The following is a 26,071-nucleotide window of genomic DNA, read 5'->3' as shown; positions in this document are numbered from 1 at the left end:
CCGTAAGCGGCTTCACCTGTTCTGCCTAATTTCGGACGTACACGGTGCGCGGCGACAAGCCGCAGCAACCCTCCTCATCGCACGCCGTCGTAGAACGAACAGATCACGGCGGCTCCTGGAAGGAACACCCGAAAAGTGAAGCTTCAGCGCAAGAACCGGCTTCGTGCCACCGCGCTCGGTGCCCTCGCCGTCTCCGGCGCCCTGGTCCTCACGGCGTGCGGTTCGGACGACAACAGCGACCCCGGTACACCCAAGGCCAACGGTGACAAGAGCTCCGCGGCGTCGAGCATCGACTGCGGCAAGGCCAAGGGCCAGTTGCGCGCCTCCGGCTCCAGCGCTCAGAAGAACGCCATGGACCTCTGGGTCAAGAACTACATGGCCGCCTGTTCCGGTGTGGAGATCAACTACAACTCCTCCTCCTCCGGTGAGGGCATCGTCGCCTTCAACCAGGGCACCGTGGGCTTCGCCGGCTCCGACTCCGCGCTGAAGCCGGAAGAGGTCGAGGAGTCGAAGAAGGCCTGCAAGACCGGCCAGGGCATCAACCTCCCGATGGTCGGCGGCCCGGTCGCGATCGGCTACCACCTGGAGGGTGTCGACAAGCTCACGCTGGACGCCCCCACCCTCGCCAAGATCTTCGACACGAAGATCAAGAAGTGGAACGACCCGGCGATCGCCAAGCTCAACGACGGCGTCGAGCTGCCGGACAAGGCGATCCAGGCCTTCCACCGCTCCGAGGACTCCGGCACCACGCAGAACCTCGGCAAGTACCTCGGCGCGGCCGCCCCGAAGGACTGGAAGTACGAGGCCGAGAAGAAGTGGCCGGCCCCCGGTGGCCAGGCCGCGTCCGGCTCCTCCGGCATCGCCGCCCAGGTGAAGCAGGTCGACGGCGCGATCGGCTACTTCGAGCTCTCCTACGCCAAGTCCCAGAGCATCTCCACGGTCGACATCGACACCGGCGGCTCCGCCCCGGTCGAGGCCACCTCGGAGAACGCCTCCAAGGCGATCGCCGCCGCCAAGATCAAGGGCACCGGCAAGGACCTGGCCCTCGACCTCGACTACACCACCAAGGCCGACGGCGCCTACCCGCTGGTCCTGGTCACCTACGAGGTCGTCTGCGACACCGGCAACAAGGCCGAGACCCTCGACACGGTCAAGTCCTTCCTCTCCTACGCCGCCTCCGACGACGGCCAGAAGATCCTGACCGAGGCGGGCTACGCCCCGATCCCGGCCGAGATCAACGCGAAGGTCCGCGAGACCGTCAACGGCCTCTCGTAACCACCACCCGCGTACCCGGGGCCGCCGCCCCGGGTACGCGGCACCGGCAGGCCGGCCCGGCGCACCCCTCCGGACCGGCCCGCCCCCGACCATCCGGTGCACCGCCGCCAGGGGAGCCCCCGGCTCCCCCACACAGACCGGAAAGACCATGGCTTCCACCACACCGATAGACACACCACCGGCCCCGCCGGCCCCACCGGAACGGGCCGAGAGCCCCAAGTCCACCGGGCGCATGGGCGACAAGGTCTTCGTGGGCCTCTCGCGCGGCTCGGGCATCCTGCTGCTCGTGATCATGGCGTCGATCGCCGTGTTCCTCAGCTACCGGGCCGCCATCGCCATCTCGAAGGACGAGGGCAACTTCCTCACCACCTTCGACTGGAACCCGGCCGGTGACCCGCCAGTCTTCGGCATCGCCGTCCTGCTCTTCGGCACGGTCGTCAGCTCGATCATCGCGATGGTCATCGCGGTTCCGATCGCTGTCGGCATCGCGCTGTTCATCTCGCACTACGCGCCGCGCAAGCTGGCCGCCCCCATCGCGTACGTCGTCGACCTGCTCGCCGCCGTCCCCAGCATCGTCTACGGCATCTGGGGCGCCCTCGTCCTGGTGCCGTACCTGGAGGGCCTGAACCTCTGGCTGGACCAGTTCTTCGGCTGGACGTACATCTTCGAGAAGACCGAGGTCGGCGTCGCCCGCTCGCTCTTCACCGTCGGCGTGCTGCTCGCGATCATGATCCTGCCGATCGTGACCAGCGTCAGCCGCGAGGTCTTCCTCCAGGTCCCGAAGATGAACGAGGAGGCCGCCCTCGCGCTCGGCGCCACCCGCTGGGAGGTCATCCGCCTCTCGGTGCTGCCGTTCGGCCGCTCCGGCATCATCTCCGCCTCGATGCTCGGCCTCGGCCGCGCGCTCGGCGAGACGATGGCCGTCGCCACGGTCCTCTCCCCGAGCTTCATCATCTCGCTGCACGTGCTCAACCCGGGCGGCGGAACCTTCGCGCAGAACATCGCGGCGAAGTTCGGCGAGGCCGACGAGTTCGGGCGCGACGCCCTGATCGCCTCCGGTCTCGTCCTCTTCGTCCTCACCCTGCTGGTCAACGGCGCGGCCCGGCTCATCATCGCCCGCCGCAAGGAGTATTCGGGGGCCAACGCATGAGCCACGCAACCGCCGTACAGGACCGGCCGACGCCGCCCACCGGGCCCGCGCCGAAGTCCGGCCTGAGCAGCCGCTCCCTTCCCCGCCTGGCCCCCGTCGGCTTCGCCGCCCTGGCGATCGTGCTCTCCGTCTCCATCAGCACCGCCGCCGGCTGGCACAGCAAGGTGCAGTGGGGCATGATCGCCGCCCTGCTCTTCCTGGCCATCTCCTACGTCGCCACCACCGTCGTGGAGAACCAGCGCCAGGCCAAGGACCGCCTGGCCACCAGCGTCGTCTGGGTCTGCTTCCTGATAGCGGTCATCCCGCTGGCCTCCCTGCTGTGGACGACGATCAGCCGCGGCGCCGAGCGCCTGGACGGCTACTTCCTCACCCACTCCATGGCCGGTGTGCTCGGCTCCGAGGCCAGCGGCGGCGTCTACCACGCGCTGATCGGCACCCTGGAGCAGGTCGGCATCGCCACGGTGATCTCCGCCCCGCTCGGTCTGCTGACCGCCGTCTACCTGGTGGAGTACGGCAAGGGCTCGCTCGCCAAGGCCGTCACCTTCTTCGTCGACGTGATGACGGGCATCCCGTCCATCGTGGCCGGTCTCTTCATCCTGTCGATCATGCTGATCTTCGAGATCCAGCCGTCCGGCCTGATGGGCGCGCTCGCCCTGACGATCCTGATGATCCCGGTCGTGGTCCGCTCCACCGAGGAGATGCTGAAGCTCGTCCCCAACGAGCTCCGCGAGGCCTCCCTCGCCCTGGGCATCCCGAAGTGGCGCACCATCCTGAAGGTGGTCCTGCCGACCGCGATCGGCGGCATCACCACCGGCGTCATGCTGGCCATCGCCCGTATCGCCGGTGAGACCGCCCCGATCATCCTGCTGGTCTTCGGCAGCCAGCTGATCAACGCGAACCCCTTCTCGGGCGCCCAGTCCTCGCTGCCGTTCTACATCTACGAGCAGTACAAGATCGGCGAGGCCGCCTCGTACGACCGCGCCTGGGCGGCAGCCCTGGTACTGATCGCCTTCGTCATGATCCTCAACCTCGTGGCCCGCGGGATCGCCCGCTGGAAGGCCCCGAAGACCGGTCGCTGACGCGGCCATCAGCGACCTCCCGAAAGAAGCAGTGATTTCCATGGCCAAGCGCATCGACATCAGCGGCCTCACCGCCTACTACGGCAGCCACAAGGCCATCGAGGACATCTCGATGACCGTGGAACCCCGCTCCGTGACCGCCTTCATCGGCCCCTCCGGCTGCGGCAAGTCCACCTTCCTGCGCACCCTGAACCGGATGCACGAGGTCACCCCCGGCGGCCGCGTCGAGGGCAAGGTGCTGCTGGACGACGAGAACCTCTACGCCTCCAACGTCGACCCGGTCACCGTGCGCCGCACGGTCGGCATGGTCTTCCAGCGCCCCAACCCCTTCCCCACCATGTCGATCTTTGACAACGTGGCGGCGGGCCTGCGGCTCAACGGCAGCTACCGCAAGAGCGAGCTGAACGACGTCGTGGAGAAGTCCCTGCGCGGCGCGAACCTCTGGAACGAGGTCAAGGACCGGCTCAACAAGCCCGGCTCCGGCCTCTCCGGCGGCCAGCAGCAGCGCCTGTGCATCGCCCGCGCCATCGCGGTGGAGCCGCAGGTCCTGCTGATGGACGAGCCGTGCTCGGCCCTCGACCCGATCTCCACCCTCGCCATCGAGGACCTGATCGGCGAGCTGAAGGAGCGCTTCACGATCGTCATCGTCACGCACAACATGCAGCAGGCGGCCCGCGTCTCGGACCGCACCGCGTTCTTCAACCTCGCGGCGGTCGGCAAGCCCGGCCGGCTCATCGAGATAGACGAGACGGAGCGGATCTTCTCCAACCCGTCGGTCCAGGCCACGGAGGACTACATCTCCGGCCGCTTCGGCTGAGCCGCTCCCTCACATACGGCCTTGCGGTGCTGCATGGCGGTGCCACCACAAGGCGAAAGGGTCCGCCCCCGCTCTCCTCGGAGAGCGGGGGCGGACCCATGTCTGTGCCCTCTTCAGGCTCGCGCGCCCTTTTCAGGCTCGGCCGGCTCGGACTCGGCCGACTCGGACTCGGCCGGGTCGGACTCAGCCGAAGAGCAGCAGCACCGCGCCGTAGCTCAGCGCCGCGACCAGCGCGGCGGCCGGCATGGTGATGAACCAGCCGAGGATGATGTTCTTCGCGACGCCCCAGCGCACGGCGTTCACCCGCTTCGTGGCGCCGACGCCCATGATCGCGGAGGTGATGACATGCGTCGTGGAGATCGGGGCGTGGAACAGGAACGCCGAACCGAACATGATCGACGCGCCGGTCGTCTCGGCGGCGAAGCCCTGCGGCGGGTCCAACTCGATGATCTTCCGGCCGAGGGTACGCATGATGCGCCAGCCGCCCGCGTACGTACCGAGCGAGAGCATCAGCGCACAGGCGATCTTGACCCAGACCGGGATCTCGTCGTTGGGGCCCTCGATGTCGGCGATGACCAGGGCCATCACCACGATGCCCATCGTCTTCTGCGCGTCCTGGAGGCCGTGGCCGAGCGCCATGCCCGCCGCCGAGACCGTCTGCGCGATCCGGAAGCCGCGCTTGGCCTTGTGCGGGTTGGCGTTCCGGAACATCCACATGATGCCGACCATCACCAGATAGCCGACCACCAGGCCGATGACCGGGGAGAGGAACATCGGGATGACGATCTTCTCCAGTACGCCGGACCAGATGACGTCCGTCCCGCCGGCCAGCGCCGCCCCGACCATGCCGCCGAACAGTGCGTGCGAGGAGGAGGACGGGAGACCGTAGTACCAGGTGATGAGGTTCCAGATGATCGCGCCGACCAGCGCCGCGAACAGGATGCCCATCCCCTTCTGCCCGACGGGCGTGGCGATCAGGCCTTCGCTGACGGTCTTGGCGACCCCCTGGCCCAGGAAGGCGCCGGCGAGGTTCATCACCGCCGCCATCGCCAGAGCCGCACGCGGGGTCAGCGCCCGGGTGGAGACCGAGGTGGCGATGGCGTTCGCGGAGTCGTGGAAGCCGTTCGTATACGTGAAGCCGAGCGCGACACCGATGGTCACGATCAGCGCAAAGGTGTCCACGAGGTTCAGGACTCCTTGACCGCGATGGTCTCCACGGTGTTGGCCACGTGCTCGAACGCGTCAGCCGCCTCTTCCAGCACATCCACGATCTGCTTGAGCTTCAGCACCTCCATGGCGTCGTACTTGCCGTTGAAGAGCTGGGCCAGCAGCTTGCGGTGGATCTGGTCGGCCTGGTTCTCCAGACGGTTGACCTCGATCCAGTACTCGGTGAGGTTGTCCATGGTCCGCAGCCCCGGCATGGCCTCGGCGGTCAGTTCCGCCGCCCGGGCCAGCACCTCGATCTGCTGCTCGACTCCCTTGGGGAGCTCCTGGACCTGGTAGAGGACGACCAGATCGACTGCCTCCTCCATGAAGTCCATGATGTCGTCCAGCGACGACGCCAGGTTGTAGATGTCCTCGCGGTCGAACGGCGTGATGAAGGAGGAGTTCAGCTGGTGGAAGATCGCGTGGGTGGCATCGTCCCCCGCGTGCTCCGCTGCCCGCATACGCTCCGCGATCTCGACTCGGGAGGCAGAATCCGCCCCGAGCAGTTCCATCAGGAGTTTCGAGCCCGTGACAATGTTGTCCGCGGACGCGGAGAACATGTCGTAGAAGCTCGTCTCCCTGGGGGTCAGACGAAAGCGCACGTGGGGTCCTCAGGATGCTTTGGATTCGGTCAGGCTGATGCTAGGCGCATCATCCGGCCACGGCTAACCGGCGTTCTTCAGTGTCGCCCATCGGGAACCGGGATCGGCACGGGCCCCCGGTCACGTTTCCGCCGGATTCGTTACGATATACCCGGCAGGGGTATACCGGAGCTATGTGCGCGGACCCGGGCCCACCGGCGGCGGACGGAATCGCCGCACCGGAAACATCAGGCCAGAGCACGCCGCGACGGACCGCAGCAGGCTGTGACAGGTTGCACGAGGACGACGACGAGGACAACGGGAGGACGCAGATGACCACCACCGAGACCACGGGCGCGGGAGCCGGAGCGGAACCGACGGGGATCCCGGAGGCCCCCGCAGCGGCCCCCGCCACCGCCACCGGTGCGCCCGCTGCCCTCGGAACCGAGGAGGTCGTGACCGACCACGACCTCGGCATCCACGGCTACCACCACCAGAAGGAAGAGCACCTCAAACGGCTGCGCCGGATCGAGGGCCAGATCCGCGGCCTCCAGCGCATGGTCGACGAGGACGTCTACTGCATCGACATACTCACCCAGGTCTCGGCCTCCACCAAGGCTCTGCAGTCCTTCGCCCTCCAGCTGCTGGAGGAGCACCTGCGCCACTGCGTCGCCGACGCGGCGGTCAAGGGCGGCGAGGAGATCGACGCGAAGGTCGAGGAGGCCACGAAGGCGATCGCCCGACTGCTGCGCACGTGAGCCGGGGGCGGGGTAGGGCGGGGCGCCGGGGGAGTCAGCCCTGGCGAGCGGCTCGCGGGTGCGCGGCTTGCGGAGGCGCGGCCTGGGGACGAACGGTCTGCGCGTGAGCGCTCTGCCGGTGAGCCGCCTGCGGGTGCGCTCCCTGCCGGGGCACGGTCGTCCACGCGGCTTCCGTATCGCTCCCGAGAAGCACGTCGTCCAGACCGGTGCCCCTGCGTCCGGGGTCCACGCCGGTGCCAGCGCCTCCGGAACTCCCGGCGTCCCCGGCCCGCAACGTGCCGAGCGGCTCGTCCCCGACGTTGAGCACCTCGTCGATACGGTCAGGACTGAGGCGTTCCTCACGCGCCGCCGAGGCCGCGATCATCAGCTCGCCGCACAACTCGATCTCGGCGAGGGCCACATAGTCCTGAGCGTTCGGAGCGCTGAGCGTCACCACCTGCGTCACCTCTCTCTGCCGTCGCCGACCCTTCGCCGAACCCTTGGGCGCACCGGCTTCCTAGCGTAGGGAGCGCGGTACGCACCGCGCATGGCACGTAGGGACCATTTAGCCCCCTCCCAACCGGCCCCTCCCGCCCCGCTCTTCCCTCGTACGTCCACCAAGGGCGGCCGCGAAGACCGCTCAGCCCTGCCGGATCTCCCCCGTATAGATGTCGTCCTCGTCCGGCAGCCGTACGATGACCGGCGCCCCGAACCCGTACAGCGACAGCATCGAGACCACCGTGACCTCCGCCGCCTCCTGGCCCTGGGAGGAGAAGCTGAAGCGGTGGCGGACCTTCCGCAGCCTCCCCTCCTCGTCGAGGTACGCGTCGAACGGAACGGCGTCCTTGCTGAACCCTTTCGCCGCCGCACTCAGCGCCCCGCGTGACTGCGGTGAGGCGGCCCGCGCCGCACGGTCCAGATCGGCGATGCCCCGGTAGTGGTGCACCGTCACCCCGGCCAGCTCGGTCTTCCCCTCGTACGTCACGTCACCGGCTCCGCGCAGCAGTTCGGCGGCGGCCATCGGATCGGTGACCCCGCCGGTGACGAGGTTGCCGTCCTCCAGGGCGGTCGTGTCGATCCTGACCCACTTGTCGTCGGGGACCCCGGCGCCGCGGTTCTTCATGTAGAGCGCACCCGGCGCCAGCAGCTCGGTGATCGGCCGGTGGTCCTCCGCGCCCGCAGCGTCCGTGGGCAGCACCACCGTGAGCCGCCCCATCTGCTTGCGGAAGTCGTACGTGCCCTCGCCCCGGATCGTCACCCGGGTCCCGCCGGCCGCGGTCTCCATCGACGTACGGGCTTCCGCGCCGCCCGCTTCGGTGAGTACGCCGGCGGCCCGGCCGAGCACATCGAGCGGGCGCTCCGCGGCCACGGCGCGCTGCCCGGAACCGTCGCTCCCACCGCCTGCGCCCACCTCGCCCACGCATCCGGCGGTGACCGCGATCACCCCGGCCACGGCGAGGGCGCGGGCAGCGCGGGCCCCGCCTCCGTCCCTGTACTGCTGCACCACCATCGCCTGCCAACCCCCAACGACTGCCGCTCGGCCGAGCCCTCACCCGTCCCGCATAACGACCACCGGCGCCCCCCGTCACGCCGCCCCGGCGCGTCCGCCGTACGGCCGGGGAGGTTGCCCGGCCCACGCACCCCGTCCGGAGGCCGCCCCCAGTACCGTGGACGGGTGCACGAGGAACCCCACGCCCCAGCCCGGACCACGGCCCCGCACCTCCCTCCGTGCCCCGCACCGCCCCCGGCGGGACACAGCACCACGACGACAGAGCGCGGCTCCTTCTGCCTGGCCCGCTGCACCTGCGGCTGGGCGGGCCCCGCACGCAGATCACGCGACCGGGCCCGTACGGACGCCGCGGAACACCTGGCAGCGTCCTGACCACTACTGACCCACCCTCCTCCCGCCCAGGACCTGGCCGAAAACAGCACGGTCCCCCAGGTGCGGGAAGCACCTGGGGGACCGTGGGAAGCGTTCGTCCGGGTCCGGCTCCGGGTCAGGCGGCGAGGTCCTTCTCTCCCGGGTTGCCACGCCCGGTGCCCGGCCGGGGCTCGGGGATGCTCCGCGTGTCCCCGCGCTCCTCGTCGTACGCCGCGTCCGCCTTCTTCGACCGGACGATCCAGCCGACCCGGTCGGAGCGGGAGATGGCCGCCATCAGCGGGGTCAGCATGGCCATCGCGAGCGGTGCCAGCAGCAGGGCGACGGCCGTGCCGAGGGCGAATCCGCCGATCACGTCGGTGGGGTAGTGGACGCCCATGTAGATCCGGCTGACACCCGCGAAGAACGCGAGTCCGAGCGCGACGAAGCCGAACTTCCGGTTGGCCACGAAGATGCCGACGGCGAGGCCCATGGCGAGGGTGGAGTGGTCGCTGACGAACGAGTAGTCCGTCTTGCCGTGGATCAGGACCTCAAGCCCCTCGTGGTCGTTGAACGGGCGTGGCCGTTCGACGAAGCCGCGGATCGGGATGTTGATCACGACGGAGAGCGCGGCGGCGAGCGGTGCCCAGACGAGCGCGGCGACCGTGGCCACCGAATCCTCGGCGCTCCCGCGCTTGCGCATGCTCCACCAGCACCAGAGGCCCACCAGGACGAGGCCGAACATGGTCCCGTACTCACCGACGAACTCCATGACCCGGTCGAACCAGGTCGGAGCGGCCTTCGCCAGCCCGTTGATGTCGTAGAGCAGACTGACGTCCGGGTTCGACCCGTCGAGTCCGAGTCCAGCCATCTGCTGCGGCCCCTTGCCTTGTCTGCTTCATCTGTGGCGACGCGCGTCCGTGCGCGCCACCGTGGTCGAACCCCCGTACTCGGTGTGGTCCTGTTCCTGCGCACGCATGGTCAGTGCGCATGCCGTCCCTGTCCAGGGAACGGCCCGGCGCCCGCCCACGTTCCACTCTCCACCGAATGATCACCATGACGTTATCGAAGAGTGACTGGTCGTCGCAGCTCAGGGCCCAGGCTTCACGGAGAGTTCCGGCCACGGCCGACTGTCCGTCAGCCGCACCGGCCCCCGTCCGCACGGAGAGATCCGTCACCTCGCCGGCAGATCCGTCGGCAGAGCCGCGGCACCGTCCTTGGTGACCCGAGTCGCACCGAAGTAGTCCGGCGTATCGATCTTGTCGAACCGGATGACCGCTCCCGTGAAGGGGGCGTTGATCATATATCCGCCCCCGACGTACAGCCCGACATGCCGGATGGCCCGCGAGTTGGTCAGATCGTCGGAGAAGAACACCAGATCCCCCGGGAGCAGCTCGTCCCGCGAGGGGTGCGGCCCCGCGTTGTACTGGTCGTTGGCGACGCGCGGCAGTTCGATGCCCACCGTCCGGTACGCGGCCTGGGTCAGCCCCGAACAGTCGAACCGCCCCTGCTGCTCGGGCGTCCCGTTGCCGCCCCACAGATACGGCGTGCCGAGCTTCTTCTGCGCGAAGTAGATGGCCCCGGCCGCCTGCCGGGAGGGGGCGACACGCCCGACGGGCCGGGCGAAGCTCTTCTCCAGCGAACGGATGATCTTTACGTAGTTCTGCGTCTCCTTATAGGGAGGCACGCCGCCGTACTTGATGACCGCGTAGGCACCGGCGTTGTACGCGGCCAGCATGTTGTTCGTCGGATCGCCCGGCACCTTCTTGACGTACCCGGCGATCTCGCAGTCGTACGAGGCGGCCGAGGGGATCGCGTCGGCCGGGTCCCACACGTCCCGCTTGCCGTCCCCGTTGCCGTCGATGCCGTGCGTGGCCCAGGTGCCCGGGATGAACTGCGCGATGCCCTGCGCGGCGGCAGGGCTCTGCGCTCTCGGATTCCAGCCGCTCTCCTGGTACAACTGCGCGGCCAGCAGCGCCGGGTTGATGGCGGGACAGAGGTTGCCCCACTTCTGGACCAGCGGCTGGAACCGCGCCGGCACCGCCCCCTTGGCCAGCGCGACGGCACCACCGCCACCCGCCCCGGCCAGACCGGCGGCGGCCGAGTACGTACCGACGAGGAGCAGCGCCATGAAGGCCGCCGCCATGCCCACGCCGATGCCACCGAAGACCCAGAATTTCCGCACCCCTCAACCATCCCCCATCGGGGCACGGTTCAGGGGTGTTTTCGACGGTGTGTACGAGTCATCCGCGGCACACCACCGGCGCACCCGGAGCACACGGGGGCGGTGACGGCTCAGGAGCCACGCACGTGACGGCGGTTCAGCCGGTGCGTCACGACCAGAAGCCGGACCGGACATTGGGCCGGGGCAGCGGATAGACGCCTTCGTAGGCGGGCCCGTTCGGCTCGGCGGTGGGCGGGGCCACCTTCGACTCCTTCACACAGGGGCTGTCCACCTCCAGGAAGGCCTGCCCCTTCCCCCGGAAGGAGACGCTCACACCGAACCCCGCCTCCGTGACGGCGTAGACGGCCGGGAAGACCTCGTCCTTGTTGACGGCCTTGATCCGGTACTCGCTCTTCCGCCAGAAGGCCTCCGCCCGGTCCAGAAAGGTCTGGCGCCGGTCGGCGGAGACGACGGTCATGACCGTACGCCGACGGGTCACGCCGCAGGCCCGGGTGGTGGTGGGCCCATGGGCCCACTGGAGGTCCGGGTCGACGGCTTCGAGGACGGCGTCCAGCATGGCGTCGGACCGCTCGGCGGCTTCCTGCATGTCCATGCGCCCACTCTCCTTTCCCCTCCCACTGCTGCTTCCACTTCCACTTCCGCTTTCGCTCGCGGTGCCCACGTTCCCGCAACCGGAGAGGGCGAGGGCCAGGACCGTGGCCACGACCGGGAACAGCCGGCTCACTCGGGTTCCGCTCACTTCGGTTCCTCCATCTTGAGCCGGTCGGCGTTCCCCGACACGATCAGGGCGATGCTGTCCGCGGAGACGGCGTCACGTTCGGGACTGAAGTAGTTCGAGTGCGCGTCCAGGCTCAGACCGCCCCCGCTGACCAGAGGCGGCCCGTCGGCCACCGGAAAGCGCCGCGCGCCGAACGCCTTGCTCGCCGGATCCTTCCCGAACCAGAGGTCGTCGTCGCCCGGATCGGCGAGATCCCCCGCGAGATAGGCCGCACCGGGCCCGCCCACGATCAGCCCGACCCCGCCGACGACGACCTGGGTCCTGGAGGGCAGCTTGGTCACCGGGTCGTTGGCGGCGGCTCCCACGAAGACGTGCTCGCTGCCGACGCCGAGGTCCACGGCATGGTTCACCCCGACCCCGGGGCTGCCGACGAGGATGATGTCGTCGACGCCGGGTATCCCGCCCGGCACGGCGGCCGCGGCACCGACCGTCCTCGATCCGTAGGAGTGCCCGATGGCGGTGAGGTGGGGGTCGTCGTTCTGGTTGGTCGCGGCGATCCCGCCCATGAAATCGCGGTAGGCGACCCCACCCTTCTCGGCCCGGGCCGTCCCCATCACGGCGAAGTACCCGGCAACCCCGTCACTGTCCGGCAGCTGCGGGGCGTCGTAACCGAGCCAGACGATGGAGGCGGTGGACTCGTCGTACCCCTGGGCCCCGATGGCGGTGTCCCGGGCCCGCCCGAGGTCGTTCTTGGCGAACTCCTCGTCGAGCGAGGTGTTGAGCCCTGGGACGTACGCCGACACGTGCCGGGAGGCGTCCGGGTTCCCGAACGACACGATGGCGCGCCCGTTCCCCTCATCACCGATCCCGATGAGAAACATGGGCGGCTGCCCGTTCTCCTTGAGCTGCCGGTCGATCTCCCGGAGCCCGGCGAGCTGCTTGCGGGCCTTGTCGGTGTCGACGCCCTCCAGCTCCTCGATGAGCGCGGGGAGGTTCTTGCGGTTGGCGGCGTCGCGGGCGGCGACGGGGATGCCGTCGAGTTTCCCGATCCGCTCCGGGACGAGCTCGATGTACCGCTCGCGCTCCTCGGGGCTGAGCCCGTCCCACCAGGCCTTCCGCTGCTGCGGGGTGGCGTTCCGGGGGATCCGCGCGTCGAGATACCGCCGCTCGTCCTCCCGCACCCGCTGGTCGACCCGCGCCCCGCCCCCAGGAAGCCCGAGCCCGATCCCGCCGCCACCGACGGCCTTGTTCCACTCCCAGACGGCACCGACGTAGTCGCCGCGCCCCCATGTGTCACGCGCGCCCTGAGAATCCCGCGCCCACTGATCAGCGATGCGGCGCGCGCTCTCCCCCGGCCGGAACACGGCGTCGGTGACGCCCTGGAGATCCCGCCCGAGGCCGTCACCGAGGAGTCCGTCGAGGAAGGTGGGGGCGGAGGGGGTGGGCCGACCGGGTCTACCCGCGTCGACCGGAGAGGAAGGGGCGGGGTCTGACCCGAGGGCTCCGCCGGAGGTGGAGGAGTCGCCTCCGGTGGTGCCTCCGGAGGTGGTCGAGGAGGCGGCCTCACCTCCGGCGGCACCACCGGCACTGCCGCCCCCGGAACCGCCACCGGCGCCTCCCGCACCACGGCTCTCTCCACCGGAATCGGCACCGGCGGTACCGGCACCGGATTGGCCATCACCGGAGCCCCTGCTTCCGCCCGGACCGGCGATGACGTCTCCACCGTGCGCGGAGCACGAACCACCGTTCAGGGAGCAGATGGCAGCGCGCATCTCGGAGGTGAGCTGCTGCCCGATCCCGGTGGCCATCATCGCGCCGACGAGGGCGACGACCACCAGCACGAGCCCGAGGTACTCCAGCGCGCTCTGCCCACCGTCACGGCGCGACCTCACCATCCGGGCCAGGCTGAACGACCGCTGCCCGACCCGTTCACCAGCCCCGAGCCGGAACCACCGCCGGCTCTCCGGCCGCGCGAGCAACACGACGACAGCGACCGGAACCGCCACCCGCGCAACCCCTTGCGCCCCGGCCCCACCACCCAACTCGGCGAGCGCACCGAGGACGAACCACGCCTGCACGGCGAAGAGCCCGCGCCAGACGCCGACGCCGCCGGTACGGACGTACAGGGACAGCACGAAGGCGCTGACGCCGGGTAAGGAGGCGTAGAGCAGCAACCCGAGCAGATGCCCGTCCAAGGCGTCCACCGAGGAGGCCGTGGAGAGAGCACCGACCGCACCCACGAGCGTGGCCACGAACAGCAGCTGAACGAGGACCAGAACCGCCTGCAACGACCGGGGCATGGACCGCCCACCCGCGCGGGCGGTGGCAGCGCTTACATCGACGTCAGCAGAGACCGCACTTCCTCGTATGCCGGACAAGGGCAGTCCCCTACCTCGTGAGTGGGCGGCACGGCGACAGGTCAGTCACTCCGCGTATGCGACCACACGAGCAGGGGACACGACATGGGCCCCAGGACCCAATGAAGGGCTCAAAGCCCTTACACGTAAGGCAAGTTGGGCCGAGTTGCCCCAGTCACCGCCCGGATGTCACACCGACCTCGGGCGCCTCTGCCGACCAGAAGTCGGAGTGGATGTTGGGGCGGGGGATGAACTCTGCCTCCGGATCGAGGGGGGCGGTGGCCTGACGGGTCGAAGGGGCAACCTCTGAGTGGCGGACGCAGGGGCTGATCACGTCGAAGTGCACCTGCCCTTGGGCGGCAACAATGAGGCCGACTTGGAATCCGTCGTCAGTCCGCGCGTAGATCGCGGGAACATCCACGTCGTTGTTGATCGCCGTCATCCGGTAACCGCTCTTCCGCCAGAACCGGTCCACCACGCCCAGAAGGCTTCCCCTCCGTTGGGCGGAAACCGTAGTCATAATTGTCCTCCTTCTGGTCACCGTGCAGTTTCCCGTCGTCGTCGGCCCGTGCACCCAACGAACCTCTGGTTCAATCTCGGCGATGACCTGATCGAGGATGCCGTCCGCCCGTTCCGCAGCACCTTGCATATTCAATCTCTCACCTCGCATCTCGGCGCACCCCAACAGCAAAGACCCCAAGAGAATGGCCACACACGTCGTTCGCACTCGAAGTCTCAACGCGGATCTTCCGTTTTGATCTTGTGAGAACGTCCGGTAGCGATCAATGCCATGTTCTCCACCGACGTCATATCAACCGCTGGATCGAAGTATCCAGAATGCGCATCGATCGAAAGCCCACCCGCCCCGACCAAGGGCGGACCGTCCCCCACCTCGAATCTCCTCGCCCCGAACGACTCGCTGGCCGGATCCCTACCAAACCAGACGTCGTCACCCCCCGGGTCGGCCAGGCCTCCGAAGACATAGGCGGCCGCAGGCCCACCGAACAGCATTTCAGCCGTGCCGATAGCGAACTGTTCCTTCGCCGGAAGCTTGGTCACGATGTCATTGGAAGCTGCTCCGACGAACACGTGCTCCCTGCCCACACCTAGTTCATCGGCGCTATCGACGCCCACCCCCGGGCTTCCGACGAACACAATGTCGTCGACACCGGGAATACCGCCGTCCTGTTGCGTCGCCGCACCCACGGTTCGTGATCCGTAAGAGTGGCCGATGGCTGTCATGTGCGGATCCGCGTTCTCGTTGGTCGCCGCGAGGCCACCCATGAACCCGCTGAAGGCCCGCCCGCCGCCCTCAGCCCGGGCACTTCCTGCGACAGCAAGCGACCCCAGGCCGTCCGGTGACTGTGGTGCGTCATATCCGAGCCAAGTGATGGCAGCAGTGGGTTCCCCATGGCGGTTGGAGGCGATAGCCAGATCGCGCGCCCGCCCGAGATCGCCCCTGGCAAACTCACTGTCCAGCGAGGTATTGAGGCCCGGAACATAAGCCGCCACATTCCTCGACGTATCCGGATTCCCATACGAAACAATCGCCCGGCCATTCCCCTGATCCCCGATACCGAGCAGATACATCGGCGGCTCCCCAGGCCCCCGCACCGCCTGCAACTGCCGGTCGATCTCCCGCAACGCCGCCAGTTTCGTCACCGAGTCCTCGTCGCCCCGCCCCTCCAGCTTCCCCATCAGCAGCTGAAGGTTGTCGCGGTTCGCCGCATCACGGACCAGGGCCGGGATCCCGTCCAGGTTGCCGATCTGGTCCGGGTACACCGCGAGGTACTCCTCGCGCTGTTCGTCCGTCAGCCCCTCCCACCACGCCTTCCGCTCGGCCGGAGACGCGTCGTGCGGGATCCCCTGCTTCAGGTAGCCGCTCGCCGCCTGCCGCACCGCCGCCGCGTCGCCCGCCGCGTCCGTCCAGGTCGCCGCGGGAACATCCAGGCCGTCCTCCGCCCTCAGCGCCCGCAGGATCTTCGCGTACCGCCAGTCCACGTCGGCCGCCGTGCGCACCGCCCGCGCCACCCGGTCCGCGATGTCCTGGGCCTTCGCCGCGTTCGGGTTGGGCGCGATGAGCCCGGAGGGACCGGCCAGGTCCGGGTTGGGAACCCCGGACGCCCTGCCGCCGGCCAACGGCTTGCCGTCGACCAGGCCCTCGCCCGCCGCCGGATACGTCACCGAACCGTCCGGGTGCACCGTGAACTTCAGAGCCGCCGCATCGTCGAGCGCCCCCTGGAGGACACGCTGCTGGGCCTTCACCTCATGGGCCAGGCTGTTCAGCGTGGTCCGCAGCAGTCCGCACTCCGTGTGGATGTACTGGAAGTTCTTCGACAGCCGGCGCAACCGCCTGACCGCGGCCCGCGCCGCCTCGCCCCTCTGCGTCCGGCGCAGGTCGTCGACGAGCTGGGTGTCGATACGGTCCCGGGCGGCGTCAGCACGGTTGCCGGCCCTGCCCCACCCGTCGGCCGCCTCCTCCAGCTCGGCGCACCTCACCTCACGTAACTTCGTCCACGTCAGCGTCGACCCCAGCGCACTCAGACCACTCGGCCCGCCCGCCCCACTCACCGCTCCCCACCAACACCCGCAGCCGCACCCGCCACCTTCACTCCGTCAAAAGCCCCCTTGACGGTCTCGTTGACCTCGGACTGGGTGGCGGCCACCGCCCGGAGCTTCCCGGTCAGGCTCCGGCACTCGTCACGGGCGGTCTCGATCCGCCGTTCCCAGGAGGCCCGTACGGTGCCCAGCTCGGCGAGCGCCGACAGCTCTCCGGCCCCGGCCGCCAGATCTTGGTGCGCACGCCCCAACTCGGCCTTCACCGGACCCAGGTGCACGACCAGGCCCTCCGCTCCACCCGCAGCCCGCAACCACGGCCCGTCGCTGTGCTTCAGGTCACCGCCTCCGCCTCCACCACTCCCTTCCGGCTCACCCCACCACCACGGCCGGTCACCGCCCGGCTGCGCCAGCACACCCGCACCGCTCACACCGCTCCCCATCTCCTCGATCGTGGAGCGGCACTGTGCCAAACTCGGCCCGCCCGACGCGCCGTCCACCCGCACGCCCGAGTGGCCGGAGCGCGGGCGGCCACCCCGTGATCGCGGGGCTTCCCGCCGCACCGGACGGACAGGCGATTCACCCGGACGATGGACGCACGGCCTCCTCCTCACGCCGTGGCAGCTCTCCCTGACGGCGCATCGCCCCGGCTCACCGGCGCACCGCCGGCCCTCGAACGGCGCATACGAACACGTCGTGCCCCGCGAACGCTGCAACCGCACCGGGAACCCATGGCCATCGTCGTTGCTCGCGGTCACACCGCGTGATACACAGAGTGACCAGACATATGCATGTGAATAACGGGACGAGTCGCAGGTCAGGGCGGCCGTGTCGGTCGAACGTGCGAGATCCGGGTAAAGAGACCGGGAAGGCGTCGTGCGAGCGCGGTTTCATCAGCGAAGATAGAAGGCGACCCGTGCCACACGGGCGCGGAAAGCTAACTACCCAACAGGGGCGGTGACTTACATGATCCTGGCAGCAGAGAAGGGCGACATCACCACCATCATCGGCGGAATCGCCCCCAACTGGGGGCCGTTCGGCACGCTGGGCAACGAGGCGCGCATCATGATCGAGGTGGTGATGGCGATCGCCATCCTGCTCTGCCTCGGCATCGCGATCTGGGGCGCGGCGAAGCAGCGCATCGGGGCGACGGCGCTGCGCGACACGTTCAGCGCGGAACAGGGCAAGGGCCTGATCGTGGCGGGCTTGACCGGGGTCTTCATCATCGGGTCCCTGGGAACTCTCTTCACCATCGTGTACGGAATGGCTGTCTGACCCACCGTCGGCCAGCCCGCACCGGGCCGTCCCCGCCCGCTCCCCACCATCCGTCCGTCGTGCCCACCGGCTGAGGTTGCGTCTCCCTGATGTCGAGTCACTCCACCGCGCTCACGCGGCAACCAGCACAGCTACCGTCGTCATGCGCGGAACCGCACACGACCGAGGGAGCGAGCGCGGCATGAGTCCCGGCGACGAGCACGACTACCGCGGTATGGACCAGGGCGGCCGCGCGGACGACCCGTACAGCACGCTCGGCGGCACCCGACAGACCCGTACCCGCCTTCCGGACGGCGACGCGGACCTTCCGCACGCCCGCCGACCCGTCCGGAACTCCCGCTCCATCGTCACGATCACCGGTGTGGTGGTCCTCCTCATCGCCGCGATCGCCTTCGCCAACCGGGGTGGCGGCGGCAGCGACGACACCTCCTCCCCAGGCACGAAGAACCCCGGAACGGCGGGCTCGGCCCCCACCGCCGCCACCGGCACCAAGCCGGTCCAGGGCAAGAACGGAACCATCGCCTCCGGCTTCGCCCACGATGAGCAGGGGGCGCAGAGCGCGGCGGCGAACTACTCGGTCGCGCTGGTCTCGGACGGGATGTTCGACCAGGAGCGCCGTCGTGAGATCTCCGAAGCGGTCTACGCGCCGGATGTGGCCGCTGCGCGCAGGGACGACCTCGACAAGGTCTACTCGCAGGAGTCGTTCCTCACCAGCATCGGCTTGACCCCCGACGGCAAGGCGCCCGAAGGACTGACTTTCATCTCCCGGGCCAATCCGGTCGGCACCAAGGTCGAGAAGTACCTCGGTGACACCGCCACGATTGCCGTCTGGTACTCCGCGCTGTTCGGCCTGGCCGGTGAGGGGTCGAAGAACCCGGTGTCCGAGAGCTGGTACACCACCACATACGAGCTGAAGTGGGTCGACGGGGACTGGAAGGTCACCGACTTCACGCAGAAGGACGGCCCCGTGCCTGTCGGCCGGGACCAAGCCGCCTCCTCCGCCGAGGAGATGGCTGACGCAGTTCAAGGGTTCGGAGGGTTCACCTATGCCCGGTAAGTCCCACCGGATCCGGTCACTGGCAGCAGCCTTCACCGGCCTCCAGGTAGCTGCCGTGGCACTGGCCGGTCGCGCGGCGGCAGCCCCGACACCGACGCCCTCACCCGAGCCCAGCAACGACCCCTGCGACCTGATTCGCGGCCCCGCCAAGGACTACTGCGAAGGCGGTGAAGGCGCCGCCCGTTCCCAGGACATCGCTCCCACCGACGCCATGGACCCCCTCACCTCCCTGGCCCAAGGCTGCGCCGACGCCGCGGCCTGGATCGTCGGCAAGCTCAGCGAAGCCGTCGAGTCCACGGCCAACGTCGACTTCACCAACCCCAAGTTCCTCCAGCAGTACGCCGTCATCTTCGCCGCCTCGACCATCCTCACCCTCGTCCTCTGGCTCCTCGCCGTGGCCAAGCGCGCCATCCGCGGCGTCCCCCTCACCACTGCGATCTCTGAGGCCGTCGGCTTCCTCTGGCTCACCGTCCTCGCCTCGGCCTTCACGCCGCTGATCCTCTACACGATCGTCTCCGCCACCGACGGCGTCACCGACGTCATCGCCTCCTCCACCGGCGGCCAGACCGATGTGTTCTTCGGCTCGTTCGCCGAGGCCCTCAAGAAGGGCACCGACATCGGCGGCGGACCGATCATGCTGATCGTCGTCTCGCTCGTCTCGATCGTCGCGGCCGGCGTCCTGTGGCTGGAGCTCGTCATCCGCGCCGCCCTGCTCTACGTCGGCGCCCTGCTCGGCATCGTCGTCTACGCCGGCCTCGTCGACAAGAACATGTGGGGCCACGTCCGCCGCTGGGCCGGCATCATGATCGCGGTGATCATGGTCAAGCCGGTCATCGTCATCGTCCTCGGCCTCGCCGGAGCGCTCTCCGCCGGCGACGGCCCCGACGCGTTCTCCGCCGTCGTCTCCGGCCTCGCCATCATCCTGCTGGCCATCTTCGCCTCCGCCATGATCTACCGCTTCGTCCCCGGCTTCGGCGACGAGATCCAGGGCGCCCGCACCAACCGCAAGCAGGCCACCGACGGCGCCCAGGCCGCCGCCCTCATCAGCTCCCCGGCCGCCCTCGTCTCCCAGGGCATCAAGACCCACAGCGGCCGCAACGACCAGACCGGCGGAGGGGGCGGCGGCGCCCGCCCCTCCAACCCGGCCAGCGGCGGCGTCGCCGCACACAGCTCCCGCACCAGCAACGGAGGCGGCGGCGGGGCCGGCGGCGGATCTGTCCCCTCCGCCGCACCCCCGCCCCGCAGCGGCGGCTCCGGCCCCACCTCCGGCACCCCCCACAGCAGCCGCCCTTTCCGCGGCGGCTCCGGCAGCACAGGTAACTCGAGCACAGGAGGTGGAGGGCGTTGACGACTCAGTCCCACACGATGACGCCCCGCCGTACGTATCTCATCGGCCGCGCCCGGCCGAACGCGATCGTCGGCAAGAACCGCGAGACCGGCGAGATCGCCCTGATCATCGTCGGCGCGTTCCTCGGCATGATGAGCGGACTCCTCGTCCCCGTCCTCTCCCTCCGCATCGTCTGCCTGGTGGGCTTCCCGCTCCTCGCCCTCGCCATCGTCTACGTCCCGTACAAGGGCCGCACGTTCTACAAGTGGTTCGAGATCAACCGCAGCTTCAAGCGCTCCCTGCGCCGCGGCACCGCCTACCGCTCCAGTGCCATGGAGGCCGGCGTCAGCGCCGACGGCCGCGAGGTCGAGGTCGGCCCGCCCCCCGGCATCGGCCGGATCAGCTGGCTCGCCGCCCCCTTCGGCCCCGACGAGATCGCCGTACTCCTCCACGCCGACCGCCGCACCGTCACCGCCGCCATCGAGATCGAGGGCCCCGGCGTCGGCCTCCGCGACAGCGAGGACCAGGAGGCCCTGGTCGACCGGTTCGGCACCCTCCTCAAGCACGTGGCCAACGGCGACGGCTTCGTCACCCGCCTCCAGATGCTCGCCCGCACCCTCCCCGCCGACCCCGACGCCCACGCCAAGGACGTCGCCCAGCGCGGCGACAAGGCGGCCCCCGGCTGGCTCCAGGACTCCTACGACCAGCTCCAGTCCATGGTCTCCACCTCCAGCGAGCAGCACCGCGCCTACCTCGTCGCCTGCATGCACTACAGCCGCGAGCTCGCCGCCGAGGCCAACGCCATCGCCCGCGCCGCCCGCCCCCACGGCGGCCGCAGACTCGACCGCGACGCCGGACTCGCCATCGTCATGGCCCGCGAGCTCACCGACATCTGCGCCCGCCTCGCCGAGGCCGACATCCGGGTACGCCAGCCGCTCGGCCAGAGCCGCCTGGCCTCTCTCGTGCACTCCATGTACGACCCCGACCACCCCATCGACCACATCCAGGCCATGACCAAGCGCAACGCCTGGCCCGCCGAACTGGACGCGGTGGAGCCCACGTTCCTCCAGGCCAAGACCCGCGAGTCCACCACCCGCGCCCCCTGGTGCCACGCCACGGCCTGGGTGAAGGAGTGGCCGATGACCCCCGTCGGCGTCAACTTCCTCGCCCCGCTGCTCGTCCACACCCCCGACGTCATCCGTACGGTCGCCGTCTGCATGGACCTCGAACCCACCGAGGTCGCCATCGAACGCATGCTGACCGAGAAGACCAACGACGACGCCGAGGCCAGCCGCCAGGCCAAGATGAACCGCACCGTCGACCCTCGCGACATCGCCGCCCACGGCCGGCTCGACCAGCGGGGTGAAGACCTCGCCAGCGGCGCCGCCGGGGTCAACCTGGTGGGGTACATCACGGTGTCGTCCCGCTCACCCGAGGCCCTCGCCCGCGACAAGCGGACGATCCGCGCCTCGGCCGGCAAGTCGTATCTCAAGCTGGAGTGGTGCGACCGCGAACACCACCGCGCCTTCGTGAACACGCTCCCGTTCGCCACCGGCATCCGCCGCTGACGGCACACCGCCGCCGGCGCACGCTCCACCATCCGCAGCAAACAACCGCGACAAGAGAGGGCACCCCACCATGCGAGACCCCCTGTCCGCATTGTCGGATGCCTTCACCTCCTTCCTCTTCGGCAAGGTGGAGACGACCCGCCTCCCCGTCCGTACGTCGACGGGCCAGGCCCAGGCCGTCTACCTCCCCACCGCCGCCCCCGGCCTCGGCGACTCCGGCGTGATCATCGGCCGCGAGGTCTACAGCGGCAAGGGCTACATCTACGACCCCTTCCAGCTGTACGGGCAGCAGCTCCCCGCCCCCCACTGGCTGGTCCTCGGCGAGTCCGGCAACGGCAAGTCGGCGCTGGAGAAGACCTACGTCCTACGCCAGCTCCGCTTCCGCGACCGCCAGGTCGTCGTCCTCGACGCCCAGGGCGAGGACGGCGTCGGCGAGTGGAACCTCATCGCCCAGGAGCTGGGCATCACCCCCATCCGCCTGGACCCGACCGCCGCCCTCAACGGCGGCATCCGCCTCAACCCCCTCGACCCCTCCATCACCACCACCGGCCAGCTCGCCCTCCTCCGTACGATCATCGAAGTCGCCATGGGCCACGGCCTGGACGAGCGTTCCGGCTTCGCGCTGAAGGTCGCCCACGCCTATGTGACCGCGACCATCACCGACCGCCAGCCGGTCCTGATGGACATCGTCGAGCAGTTGCGCCACCCCAAGCCCGAGTCCGCCGAGGCGATGAACGTCGACATAGACGACGTACGGGCCTGGGGCCTGGACGTCGCCCTCGTCCTGGACCGGCTCGTCGACGGCGACCTGCGCGGCATGTTCGACGGCCCGACCACCATCGGCATCGACCTCGACGCGCCCCTCATCGTCTTCGACCTCTCGCACATCGACCGCAACTCGATCGCGATGCCGATCCTGATGGCGATCGTCGGCGTCTGGCTGGAACACACCTGGATCCGGCCCGACCGCAAGAAGCGCATCTTCCTGGTCGAGGAGGCGTGGCACATCATCAACTCCCCCTTCGTCGCTCAGCTCTTCCAGCGCCTGCTGAAGTTCGGGCGCCGGCTCGGCCTCTCCTTCGTCGCCGTCGTCCACCACCTCAGCGACGTCGTGGACGGAGCCGCGGCGAAGGAAGCGGCGGCCATCCTCAAGATGGCCTCCACCCGCACGATCTACGCCCAGAAGTCCGACGAGGCACGCGCCACCGGCCGCGTCATCGGCCTGCCCCGCTGGGCCGTCGAGATCATCCCGACCCTCACCCCGGGCATCGCGGTCTGGGACGTCAACGGCAACGTACAGGTCGTCAAACACTTGATCACCGAAGCCGAACGCCCCCTCGTCTTCACCGACCGCGCCATGACCGAGGGCTCCTCGGACGACCTGCTCCCGGAGGACATCCGCGCCGCGGAGCTGGAGGCGGAGCAACGGGCGGCCCGGATCGAGAACCAGCAGCGTATCGACGACTCGTCCCGGTCCACGGTGGCCTGACATGGCACGCCGAGCGGTCCACGGACCGGGACCGGAGCAGGACCCCCGGTACGACGCCCCGTACCACCCCCGGCACCATCCGCGCCCCGGCCCCGGCCGCCGCCCCCAGCCCCGCCACGAGGACTCCCGCACCGGCGGCATCCCCGACGGCCTGCTGGTCGGCCTGATCGGCTTCCTGTTCGCGGCGACGCTGCTCGCCTGGGCGGCCACCGGTCTGGCCGGCCTCCTCGCGCACGGGTCCTGGCCGGACGGCGTCACCTTCACCGGCACCCCCCTCGCCCTGCGCGAACTGGCCACCGCACCACAGGACCTCTCCGCCGCCTGGCCCCACACGCCCGCATCCCAGCTCTCCGGATACGGCCTGTTCTGGGGCCTGTTCATCGGCGAGCTGCTGGTGCTGGTGGTCCTGACCGTGTTCGTCCTGGGGTCCGTCGCCCGATGGCGGACCGTACGGGAACGGCGCCGCGAGGAACGCCTGTACGGGGCACCCCACGAGGCGCACCAGACGCACGAGGCGCATGAGGCCTACAGAACGCACGAGCCCCAGGAAGCACGCCAGCCCTACACGACCGCCGAGCCCCAAGAAGCACGTCAGCCCCACACGACCGCCGAGCCCCACGAGATCCCCACCTCCGCGCAACCAGAGCCACCGGCCACCCCCTCCCTGGCCAAGACCACACCGGAGGCGCCCACCGCGCCCCTCACACTCCCCTCCCCCCGCATCCCCTCCTCGTCTACGCCCCCGCTCCCGCCCGGCGCCCCACCGTCGTCCAGGCCATCCGGGACGCCGAGGGGCCCGCCCTGGTCGTCACCTCGGACCCCACGGTCTGGGCCGAGACGAAGAACGCCCGCGCCAAGCTGGGCCCGGTCCTCGTCTACGACCCCGGCCACCTCTGCGACACCCCGGCTCGCCTCCACTGGCCGCCCACGGCGGGCTGCGAGGACCCCGACACCGCCGCCGTACGCGCCGCCGACCTCCTCGCCCCGGTCCGCCCGCAGGCCAGGATCGACGCGGCGGTGGCCGACACCGCGCAGACCCTCCTCCAGTGCTGGCTTCACGCGGCGGCGGTGGACGCCCGCCCGTTCCGCCAGGTCGCCCGCTGGGCCTCGGGCGCCGCCGCCCACGAACCCGTACGCCTCCTCCGTACGCACCCCAAGGCCGCCTCCGGCCTCGCCGGGCTCCTGGAGTCCGCGCTCACGGGATACCCGGAACGACGGGAAGTGGCGCAGGAGTTGAACGTACGGGCCTTCTCGGCCCTCTCATCGGTGCACATCCGCGAGGCCTGCACAGCAAACCGATCGGATGCGGCCGCGCTGGAATCTTTTGCCCGCGAGGGGGGAACGCTCTATGTGGTCGGTGAACCCATCGAGGATCCCCGCACCCGCCCCGGCGCGATGCCCCTCCTCACCGCGCTCGCCTCACACGTGGTCGAGTACGGCCGCCGCATGGCCGCACGGTCATCCGACGGTCGGCTCGACCCACCAATGACGCTGGTCCTGGACGATGTGGCCGCCGTGGCCCCGCTCCCCCAGCTCCCCGAACTGCTGGCGAAGGGACAGGAGTTGGGTATGCCCGCGATCGCTCTGCTGCGCTCCCGCGAGCAGGGCCGGGCCCGCTGGCAGCAACATCTGCACGCCCCGGCCGCAGGCACCCCCTGAGGGATCGGGCTACCCCCGCTCCATCACATACTCCAGCTCACACTCGACCGGCCCGCCCGGTTCGCCCCGCCCACCCGGCACCGCCATCCGCTGCCCCGACGGTACGAACCCGAACCGCCGGTAGAACGCCGCCGCGCGCGGGTTGTCCTCGTGCACATACAGGCGCACCCGCTCCAGCCGGGGCGCGGACAGCGACCACGCCCAGTCGACGGCCGCCCGGAACAAGGCGTCGGCCACCCCGGCCCCCCGCACCCCCGGCCGGACGAAGACGCCGACCAGGTGCCCCTGGTCGACCGCAGGAGCCTCCCCGAAGCGCACCTCGTCCTCCGGACGCTCCACCAGCACGGTGACCGTGCCCACCCACTCACCCGCGGCCGACTCCACGACGAACTGCCGCACGTCCGTGCCCTCGGCGGCCGCGGCCGTACGCTCCTGCCAGAAGACAGCCGGCCGCGCCACCGCCGCCTCGTACGAATCCAAGAACGCCACGGGAGCCGCCGGGTCCTTCAACGCCTCCAGCCGCAGCTGCCTGGCCAGCGGCCACTCCTCGGCCCGCACGGAACGCATCACATAGTCCATGCACCGATCCTCGCCCCCACCCACACACCACTCAACCGACTAATTCCGCGGCTGCCCCGTCGTACCCCGGTACTACGCCCCCACCCACCACGTCCCACCCCCGGTCGGACGACCACCCTCGGGCCCGCTCCGTAGCGTCGACCGCATGATCGAGGCATACGGACTCACCAAGCGGTACGGCGACCGAACCGTCGTCCACGACCTCGACTTCACCGTCCACCGCCGCCACCCCGGGACGCCAACTGACGGTCTACCGGGTGGTCCAGATTCTGCACGACCTTCGACCTCGACGAGTACGCGTACGACGGCCTCCGCGCCGGTGCCAGCGGCTTCCTGGTCAAGGACGCCCTGCCGGAGGAGCTCCTCACGGTCATCGTGAGCCGGAGGGCTGCGTTCCGGGTCCGGAACGCAGGAAAGCCCCGCACCACAAGGGTGCGGGGCTTTCCCGGAAAAATTGTTCGGCGGCGTCCTACTCTCCCACAGGGTCCCCCCTGCAGTACCATCGGCGCTGAAAGGCTTAGCTTCCGGGTTCGGAATGTAACCGGGCGTTTCCCTAACGCAATGACCACCGAAACACTATGAAATTAGAACACCGGAC

The 26,071-nt window shown here is 69.6% G+C and carries 23 protein-coding genes, 1 rRNA gene and 2 pseudogenes; 13 read left to right on the top strand and 13 right to left on the bottom strand.

Annotated features, from left to right (window positions below; genetic code table 11):
- Window positions 1–135: 135 nt before the first annotated feature.
- The 4 genes from pstS (at window position 136) to pstB (ending at window position 4,321) form a co-directional block, all read left to right on the top strand.
- The gene (gene pstS, locus D6270_RS18325) at window positions 136–1,275 is read left to right on the top strand and encodes a phosphate ABC transporter substrate-binding protein PstS (protein ID WP_109164455.1); all 1,140 of its coding nucleotides are present in this window, start codon (window positions 136–138) and stop codon (window positions 1,273–1,275) included.
- Window positions 1,276–1,423: 148 nt separating this feature from the next.
- Window positions 1,424–2,425, top strand: coding sequence for a phosphate ABC transporter permease subunit PstC (gene pstC / locus D6270_RS18320; protein WP_109164456.1), 1,002 nt, complete (start codon window positions 1,424–1,426; stop codon window positions 2,423–2,425).
- Complete coding sequence (gene pstA / locus D6270_RS18315; RefSeq protein ID WP_109164457.1) at window positions 2,422–3,504, top strand: phosphate ABC transporter permease PstA; 1,083 nt, start codon at window positions 2,422–2,424, stop codon at window positions 3,502–3,504. The genes pstC and pstA overlap by 4 nt, the downstream gene beginning before the upstream one ends.
- 40 nt (window positions 3,505–3,544) lie before the next feature.
- Window positions 3,545–4,321: a phosphate ABC transporter ATP-binding protein PstB gene (pstB, locus tag D6270_RS18310; RefSeq protein WP_006125735.1), complete on the top strand. Its 777-nt coding sequence runs from the start codon at window positions 3,545–3,547 to the stop codon at window positions 4,319–4,321.
- 183 nt (window positions 4,322–4,504) lie between these two features.
- On the opposite strand, the gene D6270_RS18305 is transcribed toward pstB, so the two are convergent.
- The gene (locus D6270_RS18305) at window positions 4,505–5,503 is read right to left on the bottom strand and encodes an inorganic phosphate transporter (RefSeq protein ID WP_109164458.1); all 999 of its coding nucleotides are present in this window, start codon (window positions 5,501–5,503) and stop codon (window positions 4,505–4,507) included.
- Between the two features lie 5 nt (window positions 5,504–5,508).
- Complete coding sequence (locus D6270_RS18300) at window positions 5,509–6,129, bottom strand: DUF47 domain-containing protein (protein ID WP_030815607.1); 621 nt, start codon at window positions 6,127–6,129, stop codon at window positions 5,509–5,511.
- Between the two features lie 311 nt (window positions 6,130–6,440).
- Between D6270_RS18300 and D6270_RS18295 the strand changes: the two genes are divergently transcribed.
- Window positions 6,441–6,866, top strand: coding sequence for a metal-sensitive transcriptional regulator (locus D6270_RS18295; protein WP_202417948.1), 426 nt, complete (start codon window positions 6,441–6,443; stop codon window positions 6,864–6,866).
- Window positions 6,867–6,900: 34 nt separating this feature from the next.
- Here D6270_RS18295 and D6270_RS18290 read toward each other — a convergent pair whose 3' ends face one another.
- Window positions 6,901–7,302, bottom strand: coding sequence for a hypothetical protein (locus D6270_RS18290; RefSeq protein WP_162600261.1), 402 nt, complete (start codon window positions 7,300–7,302; stop codon window positions 6,901–6,903).
- A gap of 183 nt (window positions 7,303–7,485) precedes the next feature.
- Window positions 7,486–8,355, bottom strand: coding sequence for an SCO4651 family lipoprotein (locus tag D6270_RS18285; RefSeq protein WP_109164460.1), 870 nt, complete (start codon window positions 8,353–8,355; stop codon window positions 7,486–7,488).
- Between the two features lie 165 nt (window positions 8,356–8,520).
- Here D6270_RS18285 and D6270_RS18280 point away from each other — a divergent pair, with 165 nt between their 5' ends.
- Window positions 8,521–8,727, top strand: coding sequence for a hypothetical protein (locus tag D6270_RS18280; protein ID WP_109164461.1), 207 nt, complete (start codon window positions 8,521–8,523; stop codon window positions 8,725–8,727).
- A 115-nt stretch (window positions 8,728–8,842) separates the two neighbouring features.
- Here the strand turns inward: D6270_RS18280 and D6270_RS18275 are convergent, their stop codons facing one another.
- The 7 genes from D6270_RS18275 to D6270_RS18240 form a co-directional block, all read right to left on the bottom strand.
- Complete coding sequence (locus D6270_RS18275; protein ID WP_109164462.1) at window positions 8,843–9,574, bottom strand: phosphatase PAP2 family protein; 732 nt, start codon at window positions 9,572–9,574, stop codon at window positions 8,843–8,845.
- A 303-nt stretch (window positions 9,575–9,877) separates the two neighbouring features.
- Complete coding sequence (locus D6270_RS18270; RefSeq protein WP_109167381.1) at window positions 9,878–10,849, bottom strand: C40 family peptidase; 972 nt, start codon at window positions 10,847–10,849, stop codon at window positions 9,878–9,880.
- A 187-nt stretch (window positions 10,850–11,036) separates the two neighbouring features.
- Window positions 11,037–11,612 carry a hypothetical protein gene (locus D6270_RS18265; RefSeq protein WP_109164463.1) on the bottom strand — a complete coding sequence of 192 codons (576 nt, stop codon included), beginning with the start codon at window positions 11,610–11,612 and terminating at the stop codon, window positions 11,037–11,039.
- A gap of 11 nt (window positions 11,613–11,623) precedes the next feature.
- Entirely contained in the window at window positions 11,624–13,906 is a 2,283-nt protein-coding gene (locus D6270_RS33200) for an alpha/beta hydrolase (protein ID WP_204117093.1), read from the bottom strand.
- 232 nt (window positions 13,907–14,138) lie between these two features.
- Window positions 14,139–14,612, bottom strand: a complete 474-nt coding sequence (locus D6270_RS18250) for a hypothetical protein (protein ID WP_318780025.1) — start codon at window positions 14,610–14,612, stop codon at window positions 14,139–14,141.
- 86 nt (window positions 14,613–14,698) lie between these two features.
- The gene (locus tag D6270_RS18245; RefSeq protein ID WP_109167383.1) at window positions 14,699–16,507 is read right to left on the bottom strand and encodes an alpha/beta hydrolase; all 1,809 of its coding nucleotides are present in this window, start codon (window positions 16,505–16,507) and stop codon (window positions 14,699–14,701) included.
- A gap of 23 nt (window positions 16,508–16,530) precedes the next feature.
- Window positions 16,531–16,962: a hypothetical protein gene (locus D6270_RS18240; protein ID WP_204117094.1), complete on the bottom strand. Its 432-nt coding sequence runs from the start codon at window positions 16,960–16,962 to the stop codon at window positions 16,531–16,533.
- A 523-nt stretch (window positions 16,963–17,485) separates the two neighbouring features.
- Between D6270_RS18240 and D6270_RS18235 the strand changes: the two genes are divergently transcribed.
- The 6 genes and pseudogenes from D6270_RS18235 (at window position 17,486) to D6270_RS18210 (ending at window position 24,894) form a co-directional block, all read left to right on the top strand.
- Window positions 17,486–17,794 (top strand): DUF8827 family protein, encoded by a 309-nt coding sequence (locus D6270_RS18235; RefSeq protein ID WP_015610155.1) that lies wholly within the window; start codon window positions 17,486–17,488, stop codon window positions 17,792–17,794.
- Between the two features lie 181 nt (window positions 17,795–17,975).
- Window positions 17,976–18,851 carry a DUF8175 domain-containg protein gene (locus tag D6270_RS18230; protein ID WP_109164466.1) on the top strand — a complete coding sequence of 292 codons (876 nt, stop codon included), beginning with the start codon at window positions 17,976–17,978 and terminating at the stop codon, window positions 18,849–18,851.
- Window positions 18,841–20,199: a hypothetical protein gene (locus tag D6270_RS18225; RefSeq protein ID WP_204117095.1), complete on the top strand. Its 1,359-nt coding sequence runs from the start codon at window positions 18,841–18,843 to the stop codon at window positions 20,197–20,199. Before D6270_RS18230 ends, D6270_RS18225 begins: the two co-directional genes overlap by 11 nt.
- Entirely contained in the window at window positions 20,196–21,746 is a 1,551-nt protein-coding gene (locus D6270_RS18220; RefSeq protein WP_109164467.1) for an SCO6880 family protein, read from the top strand. Before D6270_RS18225 ends, D6270_RS18220 begins: the two co-directional genes overlap by 4 nt.
- 70 nt (window positions 21,747–21,816) lie before the next feature.
- Window positions 21,817–23,235 (top strand): ATP-binding protein, encoded by a 1,419-nt coding sequence (locus D6270_RS18215; protein ID WP_109164468.1) that lies wholly within the window; start codon window positions 21,817–21,819, stop codon window positions 23,233–23,235.
- Window position 23,236: 1 nt separating this feature from the next.
- Window positions 23,237–24,894 (top strand): annotated as a pseudogene (locus D6270_RS18210) (type VI secretion protein).
- A 9-nt stretch (window positions 24,895–24,903) separates the two neighbouring features.
- On the opposite strand, the gene D6270_RS18205 reads toward D6270_RS18210, so the two are convergent.
- Window positions 24,904–25,473 (bottom strand): GNAT family N-acetyltransferase, encoded by a 570-nt coding sequence (locus D6270_RS18205; RefSeq protein ID WP_109164469.1) that lies wholly within the window; start codon window positions 25,471–25,473, stop codon window positions 24,904–24,906.
- A gap of 273 nt (window positions 25,474–25,746) precedes the next feature.
- Here D6270_RS18205 and D6270_RS18200 point away from each other — a divergent pair.
- Window positions 25,747–25,848, top strand: a pseudogene (locus D6270_RS18200) (DNA-binding response regulator); the annotation flags it as partial.
- Between the two features lie 81 nt (window positions 25,849–25,929).
- Here D6270_RS18200 and rrf read toward each other — a convergent pair.
- A 5S ribosomal RNA gene (rrf, locus tag D6270_RS18195) occupies window positions 25,930–26,046 on the bottom strand.
- Window positions 26,047–26,071: the final 25 nt, after the last annotated feature.

The sequence above is a fragment of the Streptomyces griseus subsp. griseus genome (assembly GCF_003610995.1).
Classification (GTDB): domain Bacteria; phylum Actinomycetota; class Actinomycetes; order Streptomycetales; family Streptomycetaceae; genus Streptomyces.
This window is presented reverse-complemented; position numbering and strand designations above follow the sequence as displayed.